19 protein-coding genes, 1 pseudogene and 1 other annotated feature are annotated in these 23,695 nt (G+C 42.3%); all 20 genes and pseudogenes read right to left on the minus strand.

Going from position 1 to position 23,695, the window contains the following annotated elements; genetic code table 11:
- Positions 1-160: 160 nt before the first annotated feature.
- Complete coding sequence (gene nrdG / locus CS931_RS11390; RefSeq protein WP_099206017.1) at positions 161-655, minus strand: anaerobic ribonucleoside-triphosphate reductase activating protein; 495 nt, start codon at positions 653-655, stop codon at positions 161-163.
- Between the two features lie 223 nt (positions 656-878).
- A pseudogene (locus CS931_RS11395) lies at positions 879-3,361 on the minus strand (anaerobic ribonucleoside triphosphate reductase).
- Between the two features lie 332 nt (positions 3,362-3,693).
- A complete protein-coding gene (gene aspS, locus CS931_RS11400; RefSeq protein ID WP_099206019.1) occupies positions 3,694-5,478 on the minus strand; it encodes an aspartate--tRNA ligase in 1,785 nt (594 codons plus the stop codon).
- A 114-nt stretch (positions 5,479-5,592) separates the two neighbouring features.
- Positions 5,593-6,885 (minus strand): histidine--tRNA ligase, encoded by a 1,293-nt coding sequence (gene hisS, locus CS931_RS11405; RefSeq protein ID WP_099206020.1) that lies wholly within the window; start codon positions 6,883-6,885, stop codon positions 5,593-5,595.
- A 113-nt stretch (positions 6,886-6,998) separates the two neighbouring features.
- Positions 6,999-7,197: a binding site (T-box leader), on the minus strand.
- A 12-nt stretch (positions 7,198-7,209) separates the two neighbouring features.
- Positions 7,210-7,608, minus strand: a complete 399-nt coding sequence (mgsA, locus tag CS931_RS11410; protein ID WP_099206021.1) for a methylglyoxal synthase — start codon at positions 7,606-7,608, stop codon at positions 7,210-7,212.
- 48 nt (positions 7,609-7,656) lie between these two features.
- On the minus strand, positions 7,657-8,391 hold the full coding sequence (locus CS931_RS11415; protein WP_099206022.1) for a nucleotide-binding protein: 735 nt from the start codon (positions 8,389-8,391) through the stop codon (positions 7,657-7,659).
- Between the two features lie 132 nt (positions 8,392-8,523).
- Positions 8,524-10,788, minus strand: coding sequence for a penicillin-binding transpeptidase domain-containing protein (locus CS931_RS11420; RefSeq protein ID WP_099206023.1), 2,265 nt, complete (start codon positions 10,786-10,788; stop codon positions 8,524-8,526).
- Between the two features lie 20 nt (positions 10,789-10,808).
- A complete protein-coding gene (locus tag CS931_RS11425; RefSeq protein WP_099206024.1) occupies positions 10,809-11,321 on the minus strand; it encodes a rod shape-determining protein MreD in 513 nt (170 codons plus the stop codon).
- Positions 11,321-12,238 (minus strand): rod shape-determining protein MreC, encoded by a 918-nt coding sequence (gene mreC / locus CS931_RS11430; RefSeq protein WP_099206025.1) that lies wholly within the window; start codon positions 12,236-12,238, stop codon positions 11,321-11,323. The genes CS931_RS11425 and mreC overlap by 1 nt, the downstream gene beginning before the upstream one ends.
- A gap of 147 nt (positions 12,239-12,385) precedes the next feature.
- Positions 12,386-13,411 carry a rod shape-determining protein gene (locus tag CS931_RS11435; RefSeq protein ID WP_099206070.1) on the minus strand — a complete coding sequence of 342 codons (1,026 nt, stop codon included), beginning with the start codon at positions 13,409-13,411 and terminating at the stop codon, positions 12,386-12,388.
- Between the two features lie 395 nt (positions 13,412-13,806).
- Positions 13,807-14,238 (minus strand): dUTP diphosphatase, encoded by a 432-nt coding sequence (gene dut, locus CS931_RS11440; RefSeq protein ID WP_099206026.1) that lies wholly within the window; start codon positions 14,236-14,238, stop codon positions 13,807-13,809.
- Positions 14,239-14,329: 91 nt separating this feature from the next.
- Positions 14,330-16,417: a U32 family peptidase gene (locus CS931_RS11445; RefSeq protein ID WP_143826252.1), complete on the minus strand. Its 2,088-nt coding sequence runs from the start codon at positions 16,415-16,417 to the stop codon at positions 14,330-14,332.
- Positions 16,407-16,964: a cell division protein ZapA gene (zapA, locus tag CS931_RS11450; RefSeq protein WP_099206028.1), complete on the minus strand. Its 558-nt coding sequence runs from the start codon at positions 16,962-16,964 to the stop codon at positions 16,407-16,409. The genes CS931_RS11445 and zapA overlap by 11 nt, the downstream gene beginning before the upstream one ends.
- The gene (gene ribF / locus CS931_RS11455; RefSeq protein WP_159459823.1) at positions 16,939-17,895 is read right to left on the minus strand and encodes a riboflavin biosynthesis protein RibF; all 957 of its coding nucleotides are present in this window, start codon (positions 17,893-17,895) and stop codon (positions 16,939-16,941) included. The genes zapA and ribF overlap by 26 nt, the downstream gene beginning before the upstream one ends.
- Positions 17,896-17,897: 2 nt before the next feature.
- A complete protein-coding gene (gene truB / locus CS931_RS11460) occupies positions 17,898-18,812 on the minus strand; it encodes a tRNA pseudouridine(55) synthase TruB (protein WP_099206030.1) in 915 nt (304 codons plus the stop codon).
- Positions 18,809-19,759, minus strand: coding sequence for a DHH family phosphoesterase (locus CS931_RS11465; RefSeq protein WP_159459824.1), 951 nt, complete (start codon positions 19,757-19,759; stop codon positions 18,809-18,811). Before CS931_RS11465 ends, truB begins: the two co-directional genes overlap by 4 nt.
- A 1-nt stretch (position 19,760) precedes the next feature.
- Positions 19,761-20,129 carry a 30S ribosome-binding factor RbfA gene (rbfA, locus tag CS931_RS11470; RefSeq protein ID WP_099206032.1) on the minus strand — a complete coding sequence of 123 codons (369 nt, stop codon included), beginning with the start codon at positions 20,127-20,129 and terminating at the stop codon, positions 19,761-19,763.
- A gap of 369 nt (positions 20,130-20,498) precedes the next feature.
- On the minus strand, positions 20,499-23,081 hold the full coding sequence (gene infB / locus CS931_RS11475; RefSeq protein WP_099206033.1) for a translation initiation factor IF-2: 2,583 nt from the start codon (positions 23,079-23,081) through the stop codon (positions 20,499-20,501).
- Between the two features lie 3 nt (positions 23,082-23,084).
- Positions 23,085-23,408 carry a L7Ae/L30e/S12e/Gadd45 family ribosomal protein gene (locus tag CS931_RS11480; protein WP_159459825.1) on the minus strand — a complete coding sequence of 108 codons (324 nt, stop codon included), beginning with the start codon at positions 23,406-23,408 and terminating at the stop codon, positions 23,085-23,087.
- A complete protein-coding gene (rnpM, locus tag CS931_RS11485; protein WP_099206035.1) occupies positions 23,395-23,691 on the minus strand; it encodes an RNase P modulator RnpM in 297 nt (98 codons plus the stop codon). The genes CS931_RS11480 and rnpM overlap by 14 nt, the downstream gene beginning before the upstream one ends.
- Positions 23,692-23,695 lie beyond the last annotated feature (4 nt).

Genomic DNA, 23,695 nt, shown 5'->3' on the forward strand with positions numbered 1-23,695 from the left:
TTACTCCTTCCGCCATTTCTGGCAAGCAATTGGTAATCGTTCTCCTAGTAACATATTATCACATGGCTGTCCAATTTGCAAGATTCAAAAATTAATGCTGCAAATTTTAAAATTCCGTTCAAAAAGATTTTACTCTTCTTTTACATCATTCTCTTAAACTTCACTCCACTAAAACAATCTTTCCATCAGCTTTCGTCCGATTCATGTCAATAAGACGCTGGTTTTCGCTACCTCTAAAGCGGAGTTCCAGATTTTTCTGTGCTTCTACAAATTTGCCGTCTACCAGCATATCAGTTTCATTCAATAAATCCTGTATAGCTTCACTTTTCATGGATGAAAGCTCTTCATAGGTCCAACCGCTATAAGTCACAACATCTTTGCCTATTGAATGAACAAGCTTTGCCAAATGAGTCAGTTCCTTAGGTTGGGTAAAGGGTTCCCCGCCGCTAAGCGTTATCCCCTTGAGCATAGGATTCTGTTTAAATTCTTCAAATATACTTTCTACTGAACGAAATGTACCGCCGCTAAAATCATGCGTTTGCGGATTATGACAGCCCGGGCACCCATGCGGACACCCTTGCACAAATACGGTATAACGAATTCCCGGACCATCTGTAATGGATTCTTTCACTATACCTGCCAACCGAATTTCCATCTGCTCACCACCTTTATGGCTTTACTTATTATGTTTCTATTTTAGCACTTTTCTCTTTAAATTGAAAGACCTAAATTCTATATTAAAATTTTTTAACATATCCTTATATTCTTTCCTTTAAATCTTGCAACAGTGAACATTAAGAAATAAAAACTAGTTAAAGTAAGAAAAATCCCGGTATAAAAAAGATAAATCTCTTTCTTATCCGGGTTCCCCCTATAATTCAGCCGCAACAGGAAGAGGAAAGATTATGCTTTACACGATCTCTTTCTTCTGCACGTTTGGCATTATTCCAACGATCTGTTGTTCCTACTAAATAGCCGGTAATTCTTCTGATTCTTTCAAAATCTCTGCCTTCGCCAATAATGACTTCTTTTTTATCCATGATAAATCCTCCTATACTACTGTGTTTTGTCTCTACTTATTTTATTCTATCAAGCTCGAATAATCCGGTACGTCATGATAACGAGTTTTTAGTTCCTGTAATTTTGAAAGTGGGACACCTTCTCCTGCTTTTCGTCCGCAACGAGGGCATACTTCATCAATAATGCCGTTGTATCCGCAAACCGGGTCACGGTCTACTGGGTGATTGACAGAGCCATAGCCGATTCCTGCTTCTTTCATCGTGCGAATTACGCTTTCAAATGCATCAATGTTCTTACAAGTATCACCGTCAAGTTCCACATAGCTGATATGTCCTGCATTGGTCAACGCGTGGAAAGGTGCTTCTTTTCTGATTTTTTCATAACCGCTGATGGGATAATAAACCGGGATATGGAAAGAGTTTGTATAATATTCACGGCTTGTTACGCCTTCAATCTCACCAAATAGCTTTTTATCCATACGGACAAAACGACCACTAAGACCCTCGGCAGGTGTCGCAATTAAGGTCCAGTTTAAATGTGTTTTTTCACACATATCATCCATGCGTTTTCTCATATATGAAATGATTTCGTAGCCAAGCTTATAGCTCTCTTCGCTCTCACCATGATGCTTACCTGTGAGCGCTTTCAGGGTTTCTGCAAGACCAATAAAACCAATACTTAGCGTTCCATGTTTCAGCACTTCAGCCACAGAATCTTCTCTCTGCAATTTTTCGGAATCTATCCAAACCCCTTGTCCCATCAAGAAAGGATAGTTATAAGCTTTTTTGCTGGATTGAATTTTAAAGCGATGCAATAATTGTTCAATCACCAGATCAATTCTCTGATCTAAAATCTCGTAGAATTTGGCGATATCACCGCCGGCTTGTATTCCCACTCTTGGTAAGTTAATCGAAGTAAAGCTCAAATTTCCTCGTCCGCAAGTAACTGAACGGTCAGGGTCATAGGCGTTTTGCATAACACGGGTTCGGCATCCCATATACGATACTTCTGAATTGTAATCGCCCGGTTTATAGTATTGAATATTGAATGGGGCATCAATAAAGCTAAAATTCGGGAACAATCGCTTAGCCGACACTCGCATAGACAGCTTAAACAAGTCGTAGTTTGGGTCAGTCTCATTGTAATTAATGCCCTCTTTGACTTTAAAAATCTGTACTGGGAAGATAGGTGTCTCGCCATCTCCTAGTCCATCTTCTGTAGCCAAAAGCAAATTGCGGATGACCATTCTTCCTTGTTCGCTAGTGTCTGTACCATAGTTCAGCGAACTAAACGGCACCTGCGCGCCTGCTCTCGAGTTCATGGTATTCAGGTTGTGAATCAAAGCTTCCATTGCTTGATAGGTTGCCTTATCTGTTCCACGCCAAGCGGCTTCTTTTACATAAGAAACAGCTTTAGATGCCTCTTCTTGGGTAAAAGTGTCTGCATTGGTCAAAACAGAAACCACTTTTTCACTGTATTCATCTACTGTGTCCAGATTTACATTCTTACTCAGTTTTTCAGCGACTTCATCTGTAATCTTCTTGCTCTCTTCAAATGAAATCCCTTTCATAACCTGTATGTATTCTGTCAATGCCTTAAAATACTCTTTGCGATAGGTCTTATCAATTCCTTTTGCCATTGAGTAATCAAAATTGGGCACACTTTGTCCGCCGTGCATTTCGTTCTGATTGGCTTGAATAGCAATACAAGCTAGCGCAGCATAGCTTCGAATGTCATTCGGTTCTCTCAAATAACCGTGACCGGTAGAAAATCCACCTTTGAAAAGCTTAATTAAATCAATTTGGCAGCAAGTTTCAGTCAATGTGTAAAAATCTTTATCATGAATATGAATATCACCGCGGGCATGGGCTTCGGCAATATGATGTGGAATTACATATTTATCATAGAAGCTTTTGGCCCCTTCAGAACCATACTTCAACATGGTTCCCATAGCCGTGTCAGCATTGATATTGGCATTTTCACGCTTTAAGTCTACATCTTCTGCATTGACAAACGTAAGCGCCGAATAAATCTTGACAAGCTCATCATCCATTTCGCGGATTTTTTGATGCTCGGCTCTATATAGAATATAAGCTTTGGCTGTTTTAGCATATCCTGCTGCAATCAACTTTTCTTCCACAATATCTTGTATATGCTCTACTGTAGGCAAATCTGTTTGTTTTTCTGCTTCGGCTAAAACCGCACGGGTTAAATCGTCAAGCTCTTTATCACTAAACTTTTCTGTTGCATTACGAACATTGGCTTTAAAAATAGCTGCACGAATTTTCGAGGCATCAAATGCCGCTTTCTCTCCGCTTCTTTTTATAATTTCTCCCAGCATAATGGCAACCCTTTCTTCACGGCAAATTAACCTTTTTTTCTATGTGTTTACTGTACCGCATGCTTCTCTTTTTTCTATGTTTTTAAAGAATTTAGCGCAAATTTTCGCTTATTTTCAGTCTTGGAGACAAATAAGAATAGATTAAATTTCTGCGGAGAATTTAATCTATTCCTTATACGGCGCTGATTCATTTCTTCTGTGTTTTAGATTATAACACCCCCACTGGATGATGTCAACCACCAAACACTATATATAGTATAAATTTAGCTATATATTTTAGATATGATTCTAAATGTTGTTGCAGAAAAAACTATCGCTTTCGACGTTTTTCTTTATTTTTCTTGCGTAGCTATGGTAATTCCCAATTCTTCTAACTGTTCTTGATCTACATCACCCGGTGCATTTGTCATCAATTCAACCATACTTTGTACCTTTGGATAAGCCAAAACATCACGAAGACTCTCTGCTTCCAGCAAAACCATAATTAATCTGTCCATACCAATGCCAACACCGCCATGAGGGGGTGCACCATATTTAAACGCATCCAAAAGATAGCCAAACTTTTCTTGTGCTTTTTCCTGTGTTAAACCTAAAAGGCTGAAAATACGTCCTTGCAGTTCAGAATCAGTTACACGAATCGAGCCGCTGCACATTTCCTCACCGTTCAGCACTAAATCATAGGCTTGTGCACGAACTTCGCCCTTATCGCTTTCCAAATACGGCAAGCATTCATCCAAAGGAGATGTAAATGGATGGTGCATCGCAACCCACTCGTTGGCGTCTTCATCAAATTCAAAGAACGGCATTTCAACGACCCACAAGAAATTATGCTTTCCGGCAGGAACAATATCCAGCTTTTTGGCCACTTCTACACGTAGCATACCAAGCTGTGGCAAGACATGGCTTGTTTTGGTGTCGGCAATGATTAAAATAACGTCGCCTGTTTCTGCCCCTGTTTTTTGATAAATAGCTTGCATTTCTTCTTCCGCCATAAACTTGGCAAATGAACTGGTGGTGGCTTCTTCTGTCATACGAACCCAGGCAAGACCTTTTGCACCGATTCCCTTTGCTGTAGCCGTAAGTTTGTCAATTTCTTTGCGGGTGAGTTTGGTTGCTGCATTTTTAGCTACAATTGCGCGCACACTTCCGCCGCCCTCAATAGCTCCTGTAAATACGCTGAATCCACAAGACTTCACAACATCACTGATGTCGCAAATCTCCATGCCATATCGAGTATCAGGCTTATCTGAACCAAAACGCTCCATCGACTCTTTATAAGTGATTCTCGGCAGCGGCATGGGAATTTCCACGCCCATAACTTCTTTCATCATGTGGCTGATATAGCCCTCAACCATACCGAGTACATCATCCATTTCTACAAAAGACATTTCCACGTCAATTTGTGTGAATTCAGGCTGACGGTTTGCTCTCAAGTCTTCATCACGGAAACATCTGGCAATTTGGAAGTAGCGGTCAAAACCAGCCACCATAGAAAGCTGTTTATAAAGCTGAGGCGATTGTGGCAATGCATAAAAACTGCCTTTATGCAGACGGCTTGGTACAATAAAGTCTTTTGCCCCTTCGGGAGTTGATTTAATCAGCATAGGGGTTTCGATTTCGATAAACCCATTGTCATCAAAATAATCTCTCGTCACTTTGGCAATTTTGTGGCGCATTAGTAGATTTCTTTGCAGCATAGGACGGCGCAAATCGAGATAGCGATATTTTAAGCGTAAATCTTCTTTGGCTGTTGTTTCATCAATGATTTCAAAAGGAGGTGTTTCGGATTGATTGAGAATGCGCAACTCTTCTACAAAAATTTCAATCTCCCCTGTTGGAATATCTTTATTTTTAGAGGATCGCTCGCGAACTGTTCCCACTGCTGCCAACACAAACTCTGAACGCACAGCAAACGCTTTATCAAAGACCGCCTTATCAGTAGAATCATCAAAAGCTAGCTGCACCAAACCGGTACGGTCACGCAAATCAATAAAAATGAGCTGTCCAAGGTCACGCTGACGCTGCGCCCAGCCAAATACAACTGCTTTTTGACCAACATCACCCATGCGAAATTCTCCGCAATATTTAGTTCTTTTCAGTCCATGAATCGTTTCCATTGCTTTTCTATCCTCTCTTTTATCAAACTCAGCTTTTCGCTGTCTCCAAACCACCATACCTGACGATTAAAATGGAGCTATTCTATAGCGGGATGCCCTTATATCGGAATCAATTTATAAAGACAAATCTTCCGCTGTTGTGACCACGGTAATATATTCGTCTACAAAATTATCGCCCAATGAAACGCTTGTGGTTTCACCTGTTTTCATGTTTTTCATTTTGGCCTGATTCTGCGCCAGTTCTTCTTCGCCCAATACAATAGTAAACTTAGCACCTATTTTGTTGGCATATTTCATTTGTGCTTTTAAACCTCTGCCGCACAAATCACAATCTGCAAACACACCACAGCGGTGCAAATCATTTGTCAGCGCAAATGCTCTTACATTCGCTTCTTTATTCATAGAAGCAATATAAACTTCGCATTTCTCCGGCTCTGGCAGTTCAAGACCTTGTGCTTGCATGACAAGCATAATACGGTCTAGTCCCATAGCATAGCCGATACCTGCTGTTGGATTTCCTCCCAGCTGCTCTACTAAGCCATCATAACGTCCCCCACCGCCAACGGCACCTTGGGCCCCAATATCATTTGAAACAAACTCAAACACAGTGCGTGTGTAATAATCCAATCCACGTACCAATGATGTGTCAATTTCATAGTCTATATCGACCGCTTTCAGACAGGCCTGCACCTGCTCAAAGTGCTCACGGCAGTCATCACAAATATAATCCAGAATCTTGGGTGCTCCTTTGGCGATTTCTGCACAAACGGGACTTTTGCAATCCAAAATCCTCATCGGATTTCTATCCAAGCGAGAAACGCAGGTTTCGCAAAGCTCTTCTTTATAACCCAGGAAATATTCTTTAAGTGCTTTGTGATATTCAGCGCGGCAAGTTGGGCAGCCAATCGAATTCAGTTTAAGCCCGATGTTTTGTAGTCCTAAACGTTCGATGGTAGACACAGCCATTGCAATGACCTGCGCGTCAGCAGCGGCCTCAGCAGCACCAAACATTTCCACACCAAACTGGTGAAATTCTCTCAAACGCCCGGCTTGCGGTTTTTCATAGCGATAACAGGTGGTATTGTAATAAAGCTTTACCGGGAACCCCCCGTTATACAAACCGCTTTCAAGCATAGCACGAACAGCACCCGCTGTTCCCTCTGGGCGAAGCGTAATCGAACGTCCACCTTTATCCTCAAAGGTATACATTTGCTTTTCAACCACATCGGTTGTATCTCCCACTCCACGTAAAAACAGTTCTGTATGCTCAAAGACAGGTGTTCTCACTTCGGCAAATCCGTTCATCTCTGCTTCTGAACGCATCACCATTTCTATAATCTGCCACTGATTTGATTTATCAGGCAGAATATCAAATGTTCCCTTGGGGGCTTTTGTAATCAATTCCATTTTAATACATCCTTTCTTTACTGCATAAATAGGCCTGTTTTACAGGATTTGTTTTTCCTTTTTTGTAAGTTTTCATCTAAAAAGGAAAAATAGATAAAAAACCTCCGTCCCGGCTAAGGGACGAAGGTTTACTTCGTGGTGCCACCCTTTTTCGAAAATTTAATAAATTTTCCTCAAAAGACCCTGTCCGCCAGGGCAACGATTGCTCCTAAGTGTCTTCATCCTCATTTCACTAAGGGACTTTCAGCAAAAGCTGCCCCTCTCTCTGTATGTGAATATGTTAGGACTACTCTTCTTATTCACGGCAATTATGCATTCATTTAATCAATCTCTCAGGATATCACGCCAATCCAAATCGCCTCTCTCAAGGCCATGAATCAAGACTTCTGCTGTGGCAATGTTTGTCGCAACAGGAATGCTGTGCATATCACATAAGCGAAGCAAATTCATATCATTAGGTTCATGTGGTTTGGGTGTCAATGGATCACGGAAGAAAAGCAGCAAATCGATTTCGTTACATGAAATTCTTGCTGAAATCTGCTGGTCACCGCCCTGTGAGCCGCTCAAGAATCGTTGAATTGTCAACCCGGTTGCCTCTGAAACCATTTTACCTGTTGTACCTGTACTGCAAAGTGAATGTCGGCTTAAAATGCCGCAGTACGCAATACAAAATTGCACCATCAATTCTTTTTTTGCGTCATGCGCTGAAATCGCGATGTTCATCTATAATTCCTCCTACTTCCATACTTTTTTCATGCCTTTAACAGACTCTCACAGCGAAACCGGCACCATATCGCCTTCTAGGCGTGCTGCTATTCTGCTGATTGCCATCATACCAAAACTGTTTGCTTTTGCCGGTTTTCCGTTCTGAAAAGCACCAGCCAATCCAAAATCCTCTGGAATTACTCCCAAAAGACGAATCCCTGTACTATCTATTACAGCATCTAAATCTTCGTATACCGCTGCTGTTTCAAAAAATTCTCTTTGAAAACGATTGATGACCAGCCATTTTTCATCGACTGACATCTTCTCCAGTGCATTCCGTACAGCGCCTGTTCCCCGCACACAAATCGGGTCAGGGTTGCACACAACAACGGCTCTGTCGGCTTCAGAAGAACTGGCACGAAAACCTGTTCCAAGCCCTGCAGGAGAATCTAGGATTACATGGTCATAATATTTTTTTAAGAGAGGCACCAATTGTTTCATCATATTGGCAGTCACTGATAGCTCAACAGATGCCGGAGCAGGTAAAAGAAACAATCCCTCCGCCATGGCACAGGGATATACTGCATCAATTGGTGCACAGCGTCCATGCATAACGTCCGCTATATCAAACACCAAATTCTCTTCTATTCCCGTCATCTTGTCCAAACTGCGCAAGCCCGCATCGCCGTCAATGAGCAAAACGCGGCGGCCCCGTGCAGCCAGTGCACGTCCTAGTCCAACAGAAAAAACAGATTTTCCAACGCCGCCTTTTCCTGATGTCACTACTGTTGAAATCCCCATGTACATTACCTCAACCATAATATTATCATAAGAATTCTAGGATGTCAAAATTTAATTTTCAAAGCTTTACCAAAGCTTGTCTTGCTAAAAGATTGTGAGCCGTTTTTAAGAAATATATTCCATTTCCGGTTTTTATTCTTCTGGTTCAGCCGTTGTTTCCTCATCGTCGGGCGGTGCACTTGATGTATTCTCTTGCGGCTTTATAGAAAATGTTGCTTCTTTCTTAAACTCATAAAACGCACCGGGCTTTACGCTGTTTGTTTCGTTTGGTGCTGTCGATGCTGTACCTTCTGCAGCACTTTCATTCGGCGTATTTTCCGGTTCTTCACTGGTTGATGAATTTTCGTTGTCCTCTGTGGTTTCTAAACCAAAGTAAGAATCAAAAATAGCCTTAGCCACATTTTGTGCATTATGGCCTTTTTGGCCATGTTCAATGACTACAGAAACAGCAATTTCAGGGTCATCATACGGTGCAAACGCAATAAAAGTCAAGTTATCCGCATTACCTGTTTCAGCGGTACCCGTTTTGGCTCCCATGCTAATGCCATAATCGCCAAACACGGTGCTGGCTGTTCCGCTTTGCGCCACCATGCGCATACCTTCTTTAACGGCCTGCATGGTAGTTTCTGAAACGCCTGTATCAGCAGCTACCTCTGGCTCATGCTTATAAACAACGTTTGTCCCCGTATAATCGGTGACTTTATCTAAATAGTGCGTCTTTAGGCGAACACCATTATTAGCAATGGTCGCTGTATAAGCTGCCAGCTGCATCGGTGTAAATGAGTTATCTGCCTGACCAATCGCTGCCTGAATAGTAATTGCTTCGGTAAAACTTTCTCCTGGGTGATTTTGCTGATATTCTGTGGGATTGGTCATAATTCCCTCAGACTCTCCAAGCTCGACCCCTGTCGTTGTCCCCAAGCCAAACGCTTCTGCATAGGCCTGCATTTTATCAATCCCAAGCAACAAGCCTGTTTCAAAGAAATAAATATTGCAAGAATCACGCAAGGCGGTGTAAACACTTTCGTAGCCATGCACGGACATACAAGTTGGAATATAGCCAGCATAACTAAAATGCTTAAATTCTCCCTCACAAAGAAAAATAGTTCCTAAATTAATATCGCTCTCTTGTAAAGCAGCAGCAGCTACAGCCGGTTTAAAAATAGAGCCAGGGGTGTAGGTGCCATATAATGCTCTGTTAAATAAGGGTTTATAGACTTCATCCTCAGAAAGCTCCTCAATATAGGCACTGTCTGTATTATAGCGATTCATATCATAGGAAGGATAGTTGGACGCTGCCAAGATACCAAAATCCTTAACATCCAGAACCACCACAGAACCTGTGACTGTTCCTTCTGCTTCTGTAATGGAACTCACCTGTTCCGCCAAAGATTGGTTGGCAACAGCCTGCAATTTAGAATCAATTGTCGTATAGACCGTATTACCGGCTTTCGGCGATTGTGTAATCACGGTGGAGGCCACCGTACCGTCACTCCCCAAGTTAACAACCTGCTTACCGTTCACGCCTCTCAAATCTGACTCAAACGCATTTTCAAGTCCGCTTTGCCCGTATCGGTCATCCAGTGTGTAGCCTTCAACATTGCCCTTCGTTGCGTCGTAGACATTTCCGGCTTCTTTTTCTCTGTTATATTGATTTTCAGAAATTGCGCCCACACGCCCGATACTGTGCGGGATAAGTGTTCCATCTTCTCCATAATATCGTGTCACCGCTACGTCAGTTTGAATGCCCGGCAACTCACTCAGCATTTCATTGATAATGCCAACCGTTTCCTGTGAAACATCGCCTGCAATGGTAAAAGGCGCTGACATGCCAAAACCATTTTTTGTCATGGAGTAGCGCAGTGAGGCCAATGCTCTTGTTCTCTTCTGCGAATATCCACCGCTGTTGTAGCGTTCAATCAGTGCTTCCATACAGTTATCTGGCGTCGCATAACTTTGCACATTCAGCATAGCCGAACTCTTCATATATTCAATTTCTTTTGGTCTTTCTTCATCAAAAATATAGTTGCCTTCGTTGTCTATCTTAATGGGTAACTCATCTTTCCATTCTTCATTTCGGCTTTCCAACAAGTCTACAATTTTCAGCAAAACCGGATTTGGATCAAAGCCATTGGTCAAGTCCATTTTTTGATAAACAAGATTGACACTATACGTAATTTTATTACCCGCCAGCACATTGCCGTCTTTATCTTTAATCTCTCCTCTAACGGCAGACAGTTTTGTAAAGTCTGTATTCTGTTGCGACGCCAGTTCACGATAATAATCGCCCTGCAAAATTTGCCAATCAAACAGGCGCACAGTAAACAATACAAAAATCAGCAGGACAAAAATCACCAAAGCCCCGGTTCTTCCTAATTTGTGAAACAAAGTTTTCATGAATACCTCCGAGCGCTCTGCTAATATTCCGGTCGAAATGTGCGGGCAATGCCTCTATTGATATAAAAAATAAGAGGAAGCAGCAAGAGCGTATAAAAACAAACCGGCAAATAATTGTGAAGCGCCACATAACCGGCGGACGAATAACCTTTTAGCACGTAACGAAATAGCCAACCTAAAAAAACAGCAACAACCGTTGCCCACAACCCTGAAACCACCGCAGACATCATATTGACCCGTAAAATAGTACTGGACATTCTACTGATGACAAAGCAGAGCACCGCCAGCACAGAGGCAAAGAAGCCCAAACCTGCACTGGCGCTAAAATCCATGAGCAACCCTGTGAATATGCCAAAGCTCATGGCTGGCGTTTCTTTCTCTACCATAGCAATTGTCACAGCCGCCGGAATCATCAAGATCGGTCGCACTCCAAAAATGGGAGGAAAAAGCCAAGGCGAATCTTGCAGGGCATAAAGCAAAATAATTTCTAGCGAATAAGCCACAAAACGAATCCATCTTTTTCTGTCTGACATTATTCTCCCGCCTCCGGATCAGTTGGCGCGGTCCCACTGACCGGTTCCTTATTTTCTTCATTCTTGCCGGCAAAGTCGGTTACAACAAAGACATCTGTTGCATTCTTTATATCGGCATAAGGTTTGACAACCGCATATTTTGAAATGCTATACTCTGACTGCTCTACTGACATCACTGAACCAATTACCAAATCTTTCGGATAATTTCCGCCTACACCAGATGCTGTAATAATGGCACCTTCTTTAATCTTGGTGTCATTCAGAAGATAGTCCATGCGCAAAAGTCCATTAGCCGCCAAAATAGCGCTGCTGCCAATTACACCGCTTTCATCAGAATAGGTTGATGTAGCTTCATCATAGCAAACTGTCATAGCCGCTACCTTTGTGTCTTCAGAGAAAATAGATTTCACATTGCTGGTCGTCGCATAAACGTCTGTGATGACACCAATCATACCTTCATTGGTAATAACAGCATCACCGCTCTCAACACCTGCCAACGATCCCTTATCAATCGAGAATCCATAAAAAACATCATTCTGATTCCGTGCAATGACAGAAGCAGCTAGCATGCTTACCTCTGCTTTTTCTTCTTTGATTTCAAGCTGACTTTTCAACTGCTCGTTTTCTTTTACTTTTTTTTGATAATCCAACAGCTGATTACGCAGTTGTGCATTTTCTTCTGAAAGCTGTTGATTCTTTTGCTTTAATTCTTCTTTTGTCATGGTGTCAAGATTCAAATATTCTGTCACTTGACCCGATGCACTAGCTGTCATCTGCAAAAGAGGGGTCGTTATCAGCCCAATTGCGCTGGAAAAAAAGTTCGCTTTTCCTGAAGCCGTAAACGCATTGAGCACGAACAGTGCCACAAGAGCAACAACTAGTTTTTTAATGCCGGACCATTTGAATGTTTCTCGCAAAACAAATTCCTCCCTGACAGTTCGTCAATAAAAAATGAGGCCGCAAAAGGGTCGGGCCGTTTTATCAACCGCCATTCATCCGCACCTTTTAAGCAGCCCTCATCACTTAGCTGTTCGATTCCTCTTTCTCACAGCATAAAAACAACTTTAAAACATAGATCTCTTTCTAGAAGATCTTCTATAGGTCTTAGGCAAATCCACTTCTAAGCTTTTTCCTGTGCCCTCAACAACACAATCCAAAGGTCTTTCTGCCACATGCACCGGAATTCCGGTCTCTTGACTTACCAATTTGTCTAAACCTTTCAGCAAAGCACCACCGCCAGTGAGCATGATTCCTCTGTCGATGATATCGGCAGCCAATTCAGGAGGTGTTTTCTCCAAAGTATCTTTAATCGCATCAACGACGGTCATCACGCTGTCTGTTAATGCTTCACGCACCTCGTCAGAGTGAATCGTCACATTTTTGGGCAAGCCATCAACCAAGTTTCTACCTTTAATCTCTACAAAAGAATCAAGCATATCTTCTGTTGGGAAAGCTGAACCAATTTTAACTTTGATTTCTTCTGCGGTTCTCTCACCAATCAGGAGATTGTATTTTTTCTTTACATACGTGACAATGGCTTCATCAAACTTATCGCCTGCCATACGTACAGAAACAGCGGTTACAATATCCCCCAGTGAAATAACGGCAACTTCAGATGTACCACCGCCGATGTCAACGACCATGCTGCCCGTGGGTTCTCCAACAGGAAGCCCTGCTCCAATTGCCGCAGCCATTGGTTCTTCAATCAAATCTACGTTATTAGAGCCAGCTTGTCTGGCGGCATCTTCAACCGCTCTTCTCTCCACCTCGGTTACACCAGAGGGGATACAAATCACAACTCTGGGACGATAAAGAGAGCCCGCTTTCATCGCTTTGCGAATAAAATATTTAAGCATAGCGGCCGTCACATCAAAGTCGGCAATAACACCCTCTTTTAGTGGACGAACTGCTGTAATAGAACCGGGGGTTCTGCCAAGCATTTCTTTTGCCTGCTTGCCAACGGCAAGCACTTCATCCGTTCTAACATCAACAGCCACAACGGACGGTTCACGCATAACAATTCCTTTACCTCTCATAAAAACAAGAGTATTGGCAGTACCCAAATCAATTCCTATATCTTTTGAAAACATTGAAAACATCGAAAAAATTCCTGACATAGTATCCTCCCAGCCTAATTCAGCTATGTTAATCTATCTTCCCGTATTAGGATATACAATAGTTTCGTTCTCATTCAGCTCTTTTTATAAGATCAACTTTGATTGCGCTTTTGTTTTTGAGTCGTGCTCTATCTGTCTCCAAAAGTTTAACACCAAAATTATTCCAGATAAATACCGGCGTTATTTTATCGTTTTTGCATTATGTAACCACTTTTGTGACACCAACCTACAGTAATGCTTTTATTATAACGTATTTCCGCGATTTTCTCAACCATTAAGTTTACATAAATCAAAGTTTTTATCTTAATTTTTACTCAAACACAGATATATGATTCTTTCATCTTCTCAAGCACAATATCTGGTTTTTATTAGCGTCCTGTACTGCCAAATCCACCTGCTCCTCGTTCTGTTTCGGTGAGAGAAAACACTTCTTCAATGTCAGGGGTAAAAATTGGCATTAAAATGAGCTGAGCAATTCTCTCATTGGGCGAAATGGCATAAGCAGTTTTTCCTAAATTGCGAAGTCCAACATGAATCTCGCCTCTATAGTCACTGTCAATCACACCGACACCGTTAGAAACATGTACACCATGCTTAACGCCCAAACCACTGCGGGTAAAAATCATGCCGGCATAGCCTTCTGGAATTTCTACACCCAAACCGGTTGGGATAATAATAAAATCACCGGGTTCAAGTATAAATTCTGTCGCTATACATGCACACAGGTCATATCCTGCACTACCCCTTGTTTTTCTTTCAGGGATGATAGCACCTTCTTTTAGCTTCATCATTTTCAACATATCTTAGATTTCTCCTTTTTTTCAGTGTTATCAAGGTATTTCAAATTTTTTAAGAATGATTTATCCACATTCTCCACAGAGTTTTCCACATTTACTGAATTCCCCTGTAAAAAAGCCCTCGAGTATAGTCAAATACTGGTTTTTCTTGTCGATTAAATGCCTTCAAAATTTGATCACATTCAACAGCATTTTCCACAGTAAACCTTAAAATCCCATAATCTGCACCCTTGACTTCAGGTAGTCGATCAGCCATCCACAAAGGAACGCTGTTGAAAACTTCCGTATATTTATTCATTCCTGACAATGTACACATGACAGGGAATTCTTTCTTTTGTCTGTCAATCAATGCCGTTGTTCCCGTACAATTTCGGCAAGGATGTTTCTCGCTTTTTACCGGACATTTTCTCGTCATCATCAAAGCCTGACGACCATATAGCATGACACCTTTAGGAACTTCATTCCCTAAGTCCATCATTTCTTTCAATGTAATCTCCGGAGAAAGTTCAGCACTTTTTAAGCCATTTTCTGCAAAGAAAGCAAGTGATTTGCTATTGAGTATATTTAGCGAAAATCCACCATGCGCCTCTGCTCCTAGCTCTTTACAAAGCTGTAGAGCCCCTATGTTCTGGCATAGAAACGCTTTTCGCCCTACCAGCATATGCTCTTGCATTTTTTGCTTGATTTTCTCCTCTGAACTTAGACCAAATATAACACGAGGGATTTCCAAAATAATTTTATTATTTGGAATTTCAAACTTTTTAAGTTGGCTAAAGTCGGTAGACAGTGGCAATACAATTTTATCTAAAGAAGACGTTTCTGCTGTCACCTGTTTCCATGAACGATAGGAAACAACCAGCGGCATTTTTGTCTTCTTCTTATTCTCAAGATTATTTTGGTGAAATTCATTCATAAAATCAGTTTTGCATAAAAACTCAATTTTATCGGATTGCTCTCTAGTTTTCAACAAAGTTTTCAACACTTCTCGTCTCATGTTGTTTAATGTTGAAATCGTAATAGGAACGCTTGCTTTTTCCACCACTATATTTTGTGCTTTGAAGGGGGTTCCCCCTGTTTTGCTTAGTTGCAAAATACATCTCTCTTTTTCCAGCAAACGACCTTCTTCTGTTGGTACACACATCTCTGCATGATTATTCTGTTCATCTACAGCAGTCAGTTTGACCAAATCGTCCACAGAAAGTAAAAAAGATACGTCTACACGAGAAAGTTCTTTTCGATATAAGCCTCGCAGACTGCCAAAAACCTTTTCAGTCGCGGCTGTAACATCTTGTTTTGTGCGTATACCTAACATATTTTCGTCTATTTTTCCCTCAAAATACCCTTTAGTAAAACCAGAACGGGAAAATACACTGTTTAAACTACTCTTCAAATCTTCCGGAATATCCTCACCATCTGCTGCTTTTCGGCAAGCCGAAACAGCTGCCGCGACGTATTCGGGGCGCTTCATGCGTCCCTCAATCTTAGCGGAAGTGACCCCCGCATTCTCCAGCTTTTCGACTTCTTCAATATAAGATAAGTCTTTTAAGCTAAGGGCATGCCCGTTTCCCCCATCTGCTAAAAACGGTAAGCGACAGGGTTGCGCACACATTCCTCTATTTCCGCTTCGTGAACCCAACGTGGCACTAAAATAGCACTGACCCGAAACAGAAACACAAAGAGCACCATGCACGAAGCTTTCGGTTTCTATTTCACAAGCCTTTGTAATTTCTTCTGTTTCTGCTAAAGAGATTTCTCTCGCCAACACCACTCGTTGTGCCCCGTTATCCTTTAACAGCTGCACACCGGCACGAGAATGCAAACTCATTTGTGTAGATGCATGCACAACCAAATTAGGCGCACAACGTCTAATTTCACGGAATAGACCCATATCCTGCACAATGACAGCATCTACTGCTATCTCACAAAGAAAACGAATAAATTCCAAGGCTTCTTGCATTTCTCTGTCTTTAATGAGTGTATTAACGGTGATATAGAGTTTTACATTTCGGGCATGGCAAAAGGCAGCCGCTTCAGCAAGCTCTTCATTTGTGAAATTTTGTGCACTTGCTCTGGCTCCAAAAGATTGCCCTGCCAAATAAACCGCATCTGCTCCGGCATATACAGCTGCTTGCAGAGAATCCCAGCTTCCGGCAGGCGCTAGTACTTCTATTTTATTTTTCATGTTTTTTCTCAAAGAAAGTGACAAAATCGTTTTCTTCCCATTCTGAATTACGCAGCGGATTACGCAGCTTCACTTTTTTGTCTATTGGTGGTAACGCCACATTTTCTTCTGTGGCACTCTGCCCTTTATCAGCTTGCGCCAACTGCCACTCTAAATCAGTTATTTTATCTTCTAATGTACGTCTTTCATCACTGTCTATCCCATTCTCAATCTGCTTAAAAAGAGCGGCAGATTCATCTGACAGGCGATTATTCTCTTTGCGCAGTTGTGCCGCTTGTCTCTCCAGCTCCAAGTTTCGTTTTTCAAGCTCTGAAATTTTCTTTTTCTTTTCCAGTTCTTTAAATTCATCTTTTTTTACTGTATCCAAATAAATCAAAGCTGCCGTCACCGCCGCTGATTCCTTTGTAATAAAAGGGGATGCTGCCATGACCTCATTCATCATTTCACCGATTTCAGCTGCCAGCTCGTGCATATATTCATCGGTTTCTTCTGTGATTAGTCCGCAGACCACTCCATTAATTTCAAGGCGAACTCGTCTTTTCTCCATGACAACCACCCTTTCCCTTTACGTTTATAACCGCTTCTCCTGTTTTTGCTATCATCTCATGCGCTATATCCGCATCATTATATATGGCGTCTTTTAACTCCTCTAAGGAATTAAACTTCACTTCTGGTCGAATAAATTCCACCAGCTCAATTTTTACCCATTGTCCATATAAATCCCCTGAAAAAGCCGGTATCCATGTTTCTGCTAGCACCACATCTGAACCCACTGTAGGCTTAACCCCTATATTTGTTACAGCTTCATAGCGTTTACCTTCTATCACCGCTATAGAGGCATAAATTGCAAATTTGGGTTGGATAAAACCATCCGGCAATGGTTGATTGATGGTCGGCGTACCTAATGTTCTGCCAATTTGTTTACCCTTAACCACAGGCAGAGAAAAAGCAAAATGCCGCCCCAACATTTCATTGGCACAGCTGATATCCCCGTTCATCACTGCATTGCGGATTCTTGTGGAGCTAATGCGTGCTCCGCCTTCCTCCATGTCAGGCAAAACATGAAGCTCGACACCATGCTCTTTACAAAACAGGCGAATCATGTGAACATCGCCTCTGGCCGCTCTGCCAAAACGAAAATCTTCTCCACACGAAATTGCTTTTACCTTGCATTTTTCAAGTAACACATCATGTAAAAAAGCCTCTGGTTCCATTGGCTTCACTTCTTCAAAAGGAATCCGAAATAAATTTTTGACTCCCAAATCACACAGCAGTTTTTCTTTATCCTGCGGTAGCATAAGATGGCCCGCTCCATGAGGGTTTTCCTCAAATGTGAATACCGAGGCTTGCCCCACCTTGCTATTTAACACTGCCTGCAATACCTCTAAATGGCCTTTGTGCAAACCATCAAAGGCGCCAAGAGCAATTGCTGTGTTATTTTCTATTTTAAATTCATTAATTTTTTTCCAAATCTTCATTCTCATTCGCCTTTAACTGCAAACAATTTTAATATTTCCATCTCTTTTTTATCCATGTTTATTTTTCCCAAACCCAAAAACAATCCGTCAGGAGCATAAACGCGAAAAGCCTGTCCATCTTGCAGACACACTCCCAAACCTCTCAAGCGTTCGCAAGCCAATTCACCGCCATTTTGAAAACGCACCGTTTGTGCTTGTGAAACGGTAACTGCTTCCAAATGTCGAAACAAACTGTCTGTCGGCTGAATTTTTTCTTCTAGCTTCCCATTTTTTGCAAGTTCTCTCGCTTCTTCCAGCGTAATACTTTCCGCTTCAGAAAAACCGCAGGCAGACAATCGACGAAGCCCCGTCATAGTACCGACCGTTCCTGCTCGTTCTGCTATATCTTCAATCAGCGTGCGTATGTAAGTTCCTTTTGAGCAAGATACTTCCAGCACGCCAACATTTTTCTCATCATCAAATGAAATTAGTTTCAATTCTCCGATATGAATATCTCTTGCTTGGCGCTCCACCTCAATGCCTTTGCGAGCCAATTCGTAGAGTCTTTTGCCACCAATTGAAACCGCTGAATACATGGGTGGAATTTGCTGAATAGCTCCTCTAAATAAAGGTAAAACCGCTTCTAATTCTACTTGATCAACTGTTGCATGTACCTCTTGTTTCACTTGTCCGGTAATATCCCCCGTATCGGTCTTAATCCCCAAACAAAATTCAGCGCGATATTTTTTATCCGTATCAGGCAAAAGATCTGCCGCTTTAGCCGCTCTGCCAAAAAGCAAAGGCAGCACACCGGTTGCCATAGGGTCAAGTGTCCCCGTGTGCCCAATTTTCTTTTCTTTCGCTATTTTTCGCATGACAGCGATGACGTCAAACGAGGTAAAATCTTTTGGCTTATCCAAAACTAGCAGTCCATTCATAGACCGCTCTCCTTGGCATATTCTTCGCAAGCCTTTATAAAAGCATCCCTAGCCGTCGGCAAATCACCGGCAACAAAGCAGCCTCCAGCCGCTTTATGACCACCGCCCCCAAGCTTCTGACAAATTATATACGCATTGGCCGGTTCATTGGTTCTGACAGAAATTTTAAATCCGCCATTTTTTTCTTTTAGTGTGGCCCCAATAAGTACGCCAACAATCTGTCTAGGCTTTGCCACAATCGGATCTAAATCAGCATCGCTTACACCCGTTCTCTCCATCATTTCTTTTGTGACAGCAATCATAGCACACTTGCCATCCAGCAAATATTCAATTGAACCAATCGCTTCTACTTCGGCGTCCATCTGCTCTTTTGTTTTCGTCTCAAACATAATTTGATTGATGGTACCACTATCTGCGCCAAGTTCCATCATTTCTGCTGCAATTCGATGGGTCTGAGGGGTTACGCTACGATAACGAAAACATCCGGTATCTGTAGAAATGCCGGTGTAAATAGCATTTGCCATGGCTTCGTCTAGCGAAACATTCATGGCCTTAAGAAGCTGTTCAATAATTTCACAGTTTGCTGCACAAGTATGATCTACATAATCCAACTCAGCAAACGGAATATGAGAGATATGGTGATCAATCGCCATATCCATCTTCCCCTCATATTCTTTACCCGGATCTCCTAACAGGTGCAAAGTTGCGGCATCAACAGCCACCACAAAATCCGGTTCAAAGGAAGATATTTTCAGTCCTTCAAAAAGATAAGTGTATTTAGCGGGGATTTCATCGCCACATCGAAAGGAGACTCTCTTTCCCAACTGTTCTAATCCTCTAAACAATGCACAAGCAGACCCCAGCGTATCTCCATCCGGTGATACATGACTCAGAATCAGAATATTGTCTTGTTCCTTAAGCTTCTTGGCAACGTCCTGTATCGTCATCTTAGTCCTCCTGAGATTCCTTGTCTTGAGATTTATCCAAATCATTTAGCATTTTTGATATATTGGCACCATATTCAATCGCATCGGTTGCCTTAAAAATCAATTCAGGTGTATGGCGGAGCTTGAGTCTATGCCCAATCTCACGGCGGATAAAACCTGCCGCTGATTTTAAACCAATCACAGCTTCTTTCGTTCTTTCCATGCCTTCCATGGTACTGACCAACACATTGCAATAAGACAGGTCATTGGTCACTTCCACACGAACAACACTCAAAAAGCAATCTTTCACTCTCGGGTCTTTCACTTCACGCAAAACCGCCGACAGCTCTCTTTTTACATCTTCATTGGTACGTTCTACTCTTTTATTCATCTTAACTTTTATCCTCCTGCTAGCGGCGAGCTACCGCCGGCATGTCGCAATACTCGTGCTTACGGCGGTGAGCCACCGCCGGCATGTCGCAATACTCGTGCTTACGGCGGTGAGCCACCGCTGGCTTGTCGCGATACTCGTGCTTACGCACTCTTCACTTGCTCTGAACTTTTGAACTTAGCGCCCACGGTGGTACGCTACCGCCAATCTGTTGTGAAATCCGTGCTTTTGCACTTCTTCACTTGGCCTAAACTCATAACTATCTACCCACGGTGGCAGCAACCGATTATAGCAATATAATCAAATTTTGTAGTGAGAAATTTCTCACTACAAAACAAGTTGATTTTTATCCCACTACGGGCTCAATTTTTAGGATTCACGATATTCTTGCATTTCATACGCTTCCAAAATATCCCCTGTTTTAATATCAGAGAATTTTTCGAGGCAAATGCCGCATTCATAGCCTTCGGCTACTTCTTTTACGTCATCTTTAAATCTTCTTAAGGACGCCACTTTATCGTCGGCCACAATAATACCGTCGCGTACAACGCGAATCTGCGCATGTCTTGGAATTTTTCCGGAAAGGATATACGAGCCAATGACAACGCCGACATTTGAAATTTTGTAAACTTCACGACACTCTGCTTTACCCAAAGCCACTTCACGGAATTTAGGGGCAAGCATACCTTTCATAGCAGATTCAATCTCTTCAATACAATCATAGATAATACGATACATACGCATATCTACACCGTCACGTTTCGCATTGTCTTCTGCCACGGCATCCGGTCTAACGTTAAATCCAACAATAATGGCATTAGAAGCATTAGCAAGCATAACGTCACTCTCATTCACAGCACCAACAGCTCCGTGAATAATATTAACGCGAACCTCTTCGTTTGTCAGCTTTTCAAGGGATTGGCGAACAGCTTCGACAGAACCCTGCACGTCAGCCTTGACAATAATCTTAAGTTCTTTCATCTCGCCAATTTTCATTTGGTCAAACAGGTTATCTAGTGTTACTTTTGTCTGCGCATTGAAGTGCTCTTCTTTCTGCACAGTTTGTCTTTGCTCAACCAATTCTCTGGCCAAGCGCTCATCAGTAACTACATTAAAGACGTCACCACCGGTCGGCACTTCGCCAAGTCCGGTAAGCTCTACTGGCACAGAAGGTCCGGCTTCTTGCACACGTTCGCCCTTGTCGTTCTTCATTACTCTGACACGGCCAACAGTAGTACCTGCCACCAGGATATCACCAATTCTTAGTGTACCGTTCTGTACAATCACGGTAGCTATCGGGCCAAGGCTCTTATCTAGTCTGGCTTCCACAACAGTTCCTTTTGCAGCTCTGTCAGGATTTGCTTTCAGCTCTTTCATATCGGCAATCAAAGTAATCATTTCAAGAAGATCATCAATACCTTCTTTAGTGTGAGCAGAAACAGGGATACAAGGTGTGTCACCGCCCCAATCTTCTGCAATAAGTTCATATTGTGTCAGCTGTTCTTTAATGCGTTCAGGGTTCGCTGATGGTTTATCCATTTTATTAATGGCAACGATAATGGAAACACCAGCTGCTTTGGCATGGTTAATCGCCTCAATTGTCTGCGGCATGATACCATCATCAGCCGCCACGACCAATACGGCAATATCAGTCACCTGTGCGCCTCTGGCACGCATAGTGGTAAACGCGGCGTGTCCGGGAGTATCTAAGAAAGTAATATCTCTGTCACCGGCTTTTACACGATAAGCACCAATGTGCTGTGTAATACCGCCTGCTTCACCGCTGGTAACGTTGGCATGACGAATCGCATCCAAAATAGAAGTCTTTCCGTGGTCAACGTGTCCCATAACGACAACAATTGGAGCACGTGTCACAAGATTGCTATCATCATCTTCGCTGTCATCGATAATTCTATCTTCAATGGTAACAATAACTTCTTTTTCAACCTTGGCATGAAATTCTTCTGCCACTAAAGTCGCTGTATCAAAATCAATTGCGTCGTTAATAGAAGCAAATACACCCAGACCCATTAATTTTTTAATGACCTCTGCGGCGGTTACCTTCAAACGCAACGCAAATTCGCCTACTGTGATTTCTTCCGGCACTTCAATCGTAATTTGCTTGGCTTTTCTTTCCATGGCAATACGATTCAGACGCTCTGACTCGGTTTCTCTTCTGCCTCTGCGCTGATTGCCTCTGCGCTGTGAATTTCTGTTGGTGAATTTTTGCTTCGTCACCGTATGGTCGGGTTTGTTGACCTTTTGATCGGCCAGTTGATCATATTTTTCGTTGTATTTATCAATATTAACATTTGACTGTCTGGTATCAACCACACGTCTTTCTGATTTCTGCACTTGTTCTGTGGTGACGGAAACTTTTTCTGTAATGGGGGCAGCATTTGGTCTAACCGTCTGCGTTTGTTCTCTGGGTGCATGTTTCGGTTTTTGATCTTTTTTGGGTCTTGTGTCAACATTCGCTTTGACTTCTTTAGCTTCTGGTTTCTCTATTTTCACCGGTACCTCTTTTTTGCTCTCAGCTTGTAGTTTTTTATCTGCTTCATTTTTCATATTTTGATTTTGGGGTTGGGGTGCTTGCTGTTTTGTGGCCGCCGGCACTTCTTTTTTATCAGTCTGCTCGGCTGCTTTTTCAACTTTTTGCTCTTTCACAACAGGAGTTTCGGCCTTAGCCGACTTTGCCTGCTGTTCTTCTATCGGTTGTTCTGTTTTTTTGGCGTCTTCCTTAGGAAGATCTTTCTGGGCAAAATATGCATTGAAATCTTTTTGGTTATTTTTCTGTGTAAAGTGTTCAAAAATAATGTTCAGCTCTTCCGATTCCAGCGCTGTCATATATTTTTTGGGCTCTGGAAAATATTGAGCAAGCAGGTCAATAACCTCTTTATTCGATATTCCCAAATCTTTTGCCACTTCACGCACTCTATATTTCATCATCATAATCTATACTCCTCCCTCGGTCGACTCTCGTATCAACTTAAGCAGTGCTTTGGCAAAGCCTTCATCTGTGACCACCGCCACACCGGCTTTGATTCCACACGCTTTTCCCATCGTCGTCATGTCTGCCTCAATTCTTATGGCAGGCACACTGTACTTTTGCGCTTCATAATTCAGATTTTTAAACGTCTTTTCTGAAATATCTTCAGCTGCTAAAGTGAGATACGCTTTTCCCTCTCTGATTTTTTCACATACCAGGTCAAACCCGCCGGCTAGTTTTCCTGCCCGACGACAAAGTCCCATCATCGAAAGTATCTTATCCGTCTGCACCCGCAAGCTCCCCTTCCATCTTATCATACACTTCATCAGGGATTTTGCAAGAGAAAGCCTTCTCAAAGCGTCTTGCTTTTCTAGCTTTTTTCAGACATTCAATGTCATGGCAGAGATATGCGCCCCGCCCCGGCTTTTTGCCTGTCAAATCAATGGATATTTCGGGAGCCGCATTTTCGGACTCCTCTTTGGCCGGTGCTTTTACAACACGAATCAGTTCCTTTTTCGGCTTCATTTCGCCGCATCCGGCACACATTCTCATGGGTATTTTTTTCGGACGCATAAAA

Source organism: Scatolibacter rhodanostii, assembly GCF_900197595.1.
GTDB classification, from domain to species: domain Bacteria; phylum Bacillota; class Clostridia; order Oscillospirales; family Acutalibacteraceae; genus Scatolibacter; species Scatolibacter rhodanostii.

Excerpts from the sequence above, each read along its gene's own strand:
- hisS (WP_099206020.1), bottom strand. The coding sequence starts at position 6,885 with ATGGAATTGATTACAAAAGCCCCCAAGGGAACATTTGATATTCTGCCT.
- CS931_RS11420 (WP_099206023.1), bottom strand. The coding sequence starts at position 10,788 with ATGAAAACTTTGTTTCACAAATTAGGAAGAACCGGGGCTTTGGTGATT.
- CS931_RS11445 (WP_143826252.1), bottom strand. The coding sequence starts at position 16,417 with ATGAAAAATAAAATAGAAGTACTAGCGCCTGCCGGAAGCTGGGATTCT.
- dut (WP_099206026.1), bottom strand. The coding sequence starts at position 14,238 with ATGTTGAAAATGATGAAGCTAAAAGAAGGTGCTATCATCCCTGAAAGA.
- zapA (WP_099206028.1), bottom strand. The coding sequence starts at position 16,964 with ATGGAGAAAAGACGAGTTCGCCTTGAAATTAATGGAGTGGTCTGCGGA.
- CS931_RS11425 (WP_099206024.1), bottom strand. The coding sequence starts at position 11,321 with ATGTCAGACAGAAAAAGATGGATTCGTTTTGTGGCTTATTCGCTAGAA.
- truB (WP_099206030.1), bottom strand. The coding sequence starts at position 18,812 with ATGAATGGACTGCTAGTTTTGGATAAGCCAAAAGATTTTACCTCGTTT.
- CS931_RS11465 (WP_159459824.1), bottom strand. The coding sequence starts at position 19,759 with ATGACGATACAGGACGTTGCCAAGAAGCTTAAGGAACAAGACAATATT.
- aspS (WP_099206019.1), bottom strand. The coding sequence starts at position 5,478 with ATGGAAACGATTCATGGACTGAAAAGAACTAAATATTGCGGAGAATTT.
- rbfA (WP_099206032.1), bottom strand. The coding sequence starts at position 20,129 with ATGAATAAAAGAGTAGAACGTACCAATGAAGATGTAAAAAGAGAGCTG.
- CS931_RS11415 (WP_099206022.1), bottom strand. The coding sequence starts at position 8,391 with ATGGGGATTTCAACAGTAGTGACATCAGGAAAAGGCGGCGTTGGAAAA.
- nrdG (WP_099206017.1), bottom strand. The coding sequence starts at position 655 with ATGGAAATTCGGTTGGCAGGTATAGTGAAAGAATCCATTACAGATGGT.
- rnpM (WP_099206035.1), bottom strand. The coding sequence starts at position 23,691 with ATGCGTCCGAAAAAAATACCCATGAGAATGTGTGCCGGATGCGGCGAA.
- mgsA (WP_099206021.1), bottom strand. The coding sequence starts at position 7,608 with ATGAACATCGCGATTTCAGCGCATGACGCAAAAAAAGAATTGATGGTG.
- CS931_RS11435 (WP_099206070.1), bottom strand. The coding sequence starts at position 13,411 with ATGTTTTCAAAAGATATAGGAATTGATTTGGGTACTGCCAATACTCTT.
- infB (WP_099206033.1), bottom strand. The coding sequence starts at position 23,081 with ATGATGATGAAATATAGAGTGCGTGAAGTGGCAAAAGATTTGGGAATA.
- ribF (WP_159459823.1), bottom strand. The coding sequence starts at position 17,895 with ATGAAGATTTGGAAAAAAATTAATGAATTTAAAATAGAAAATAACACA.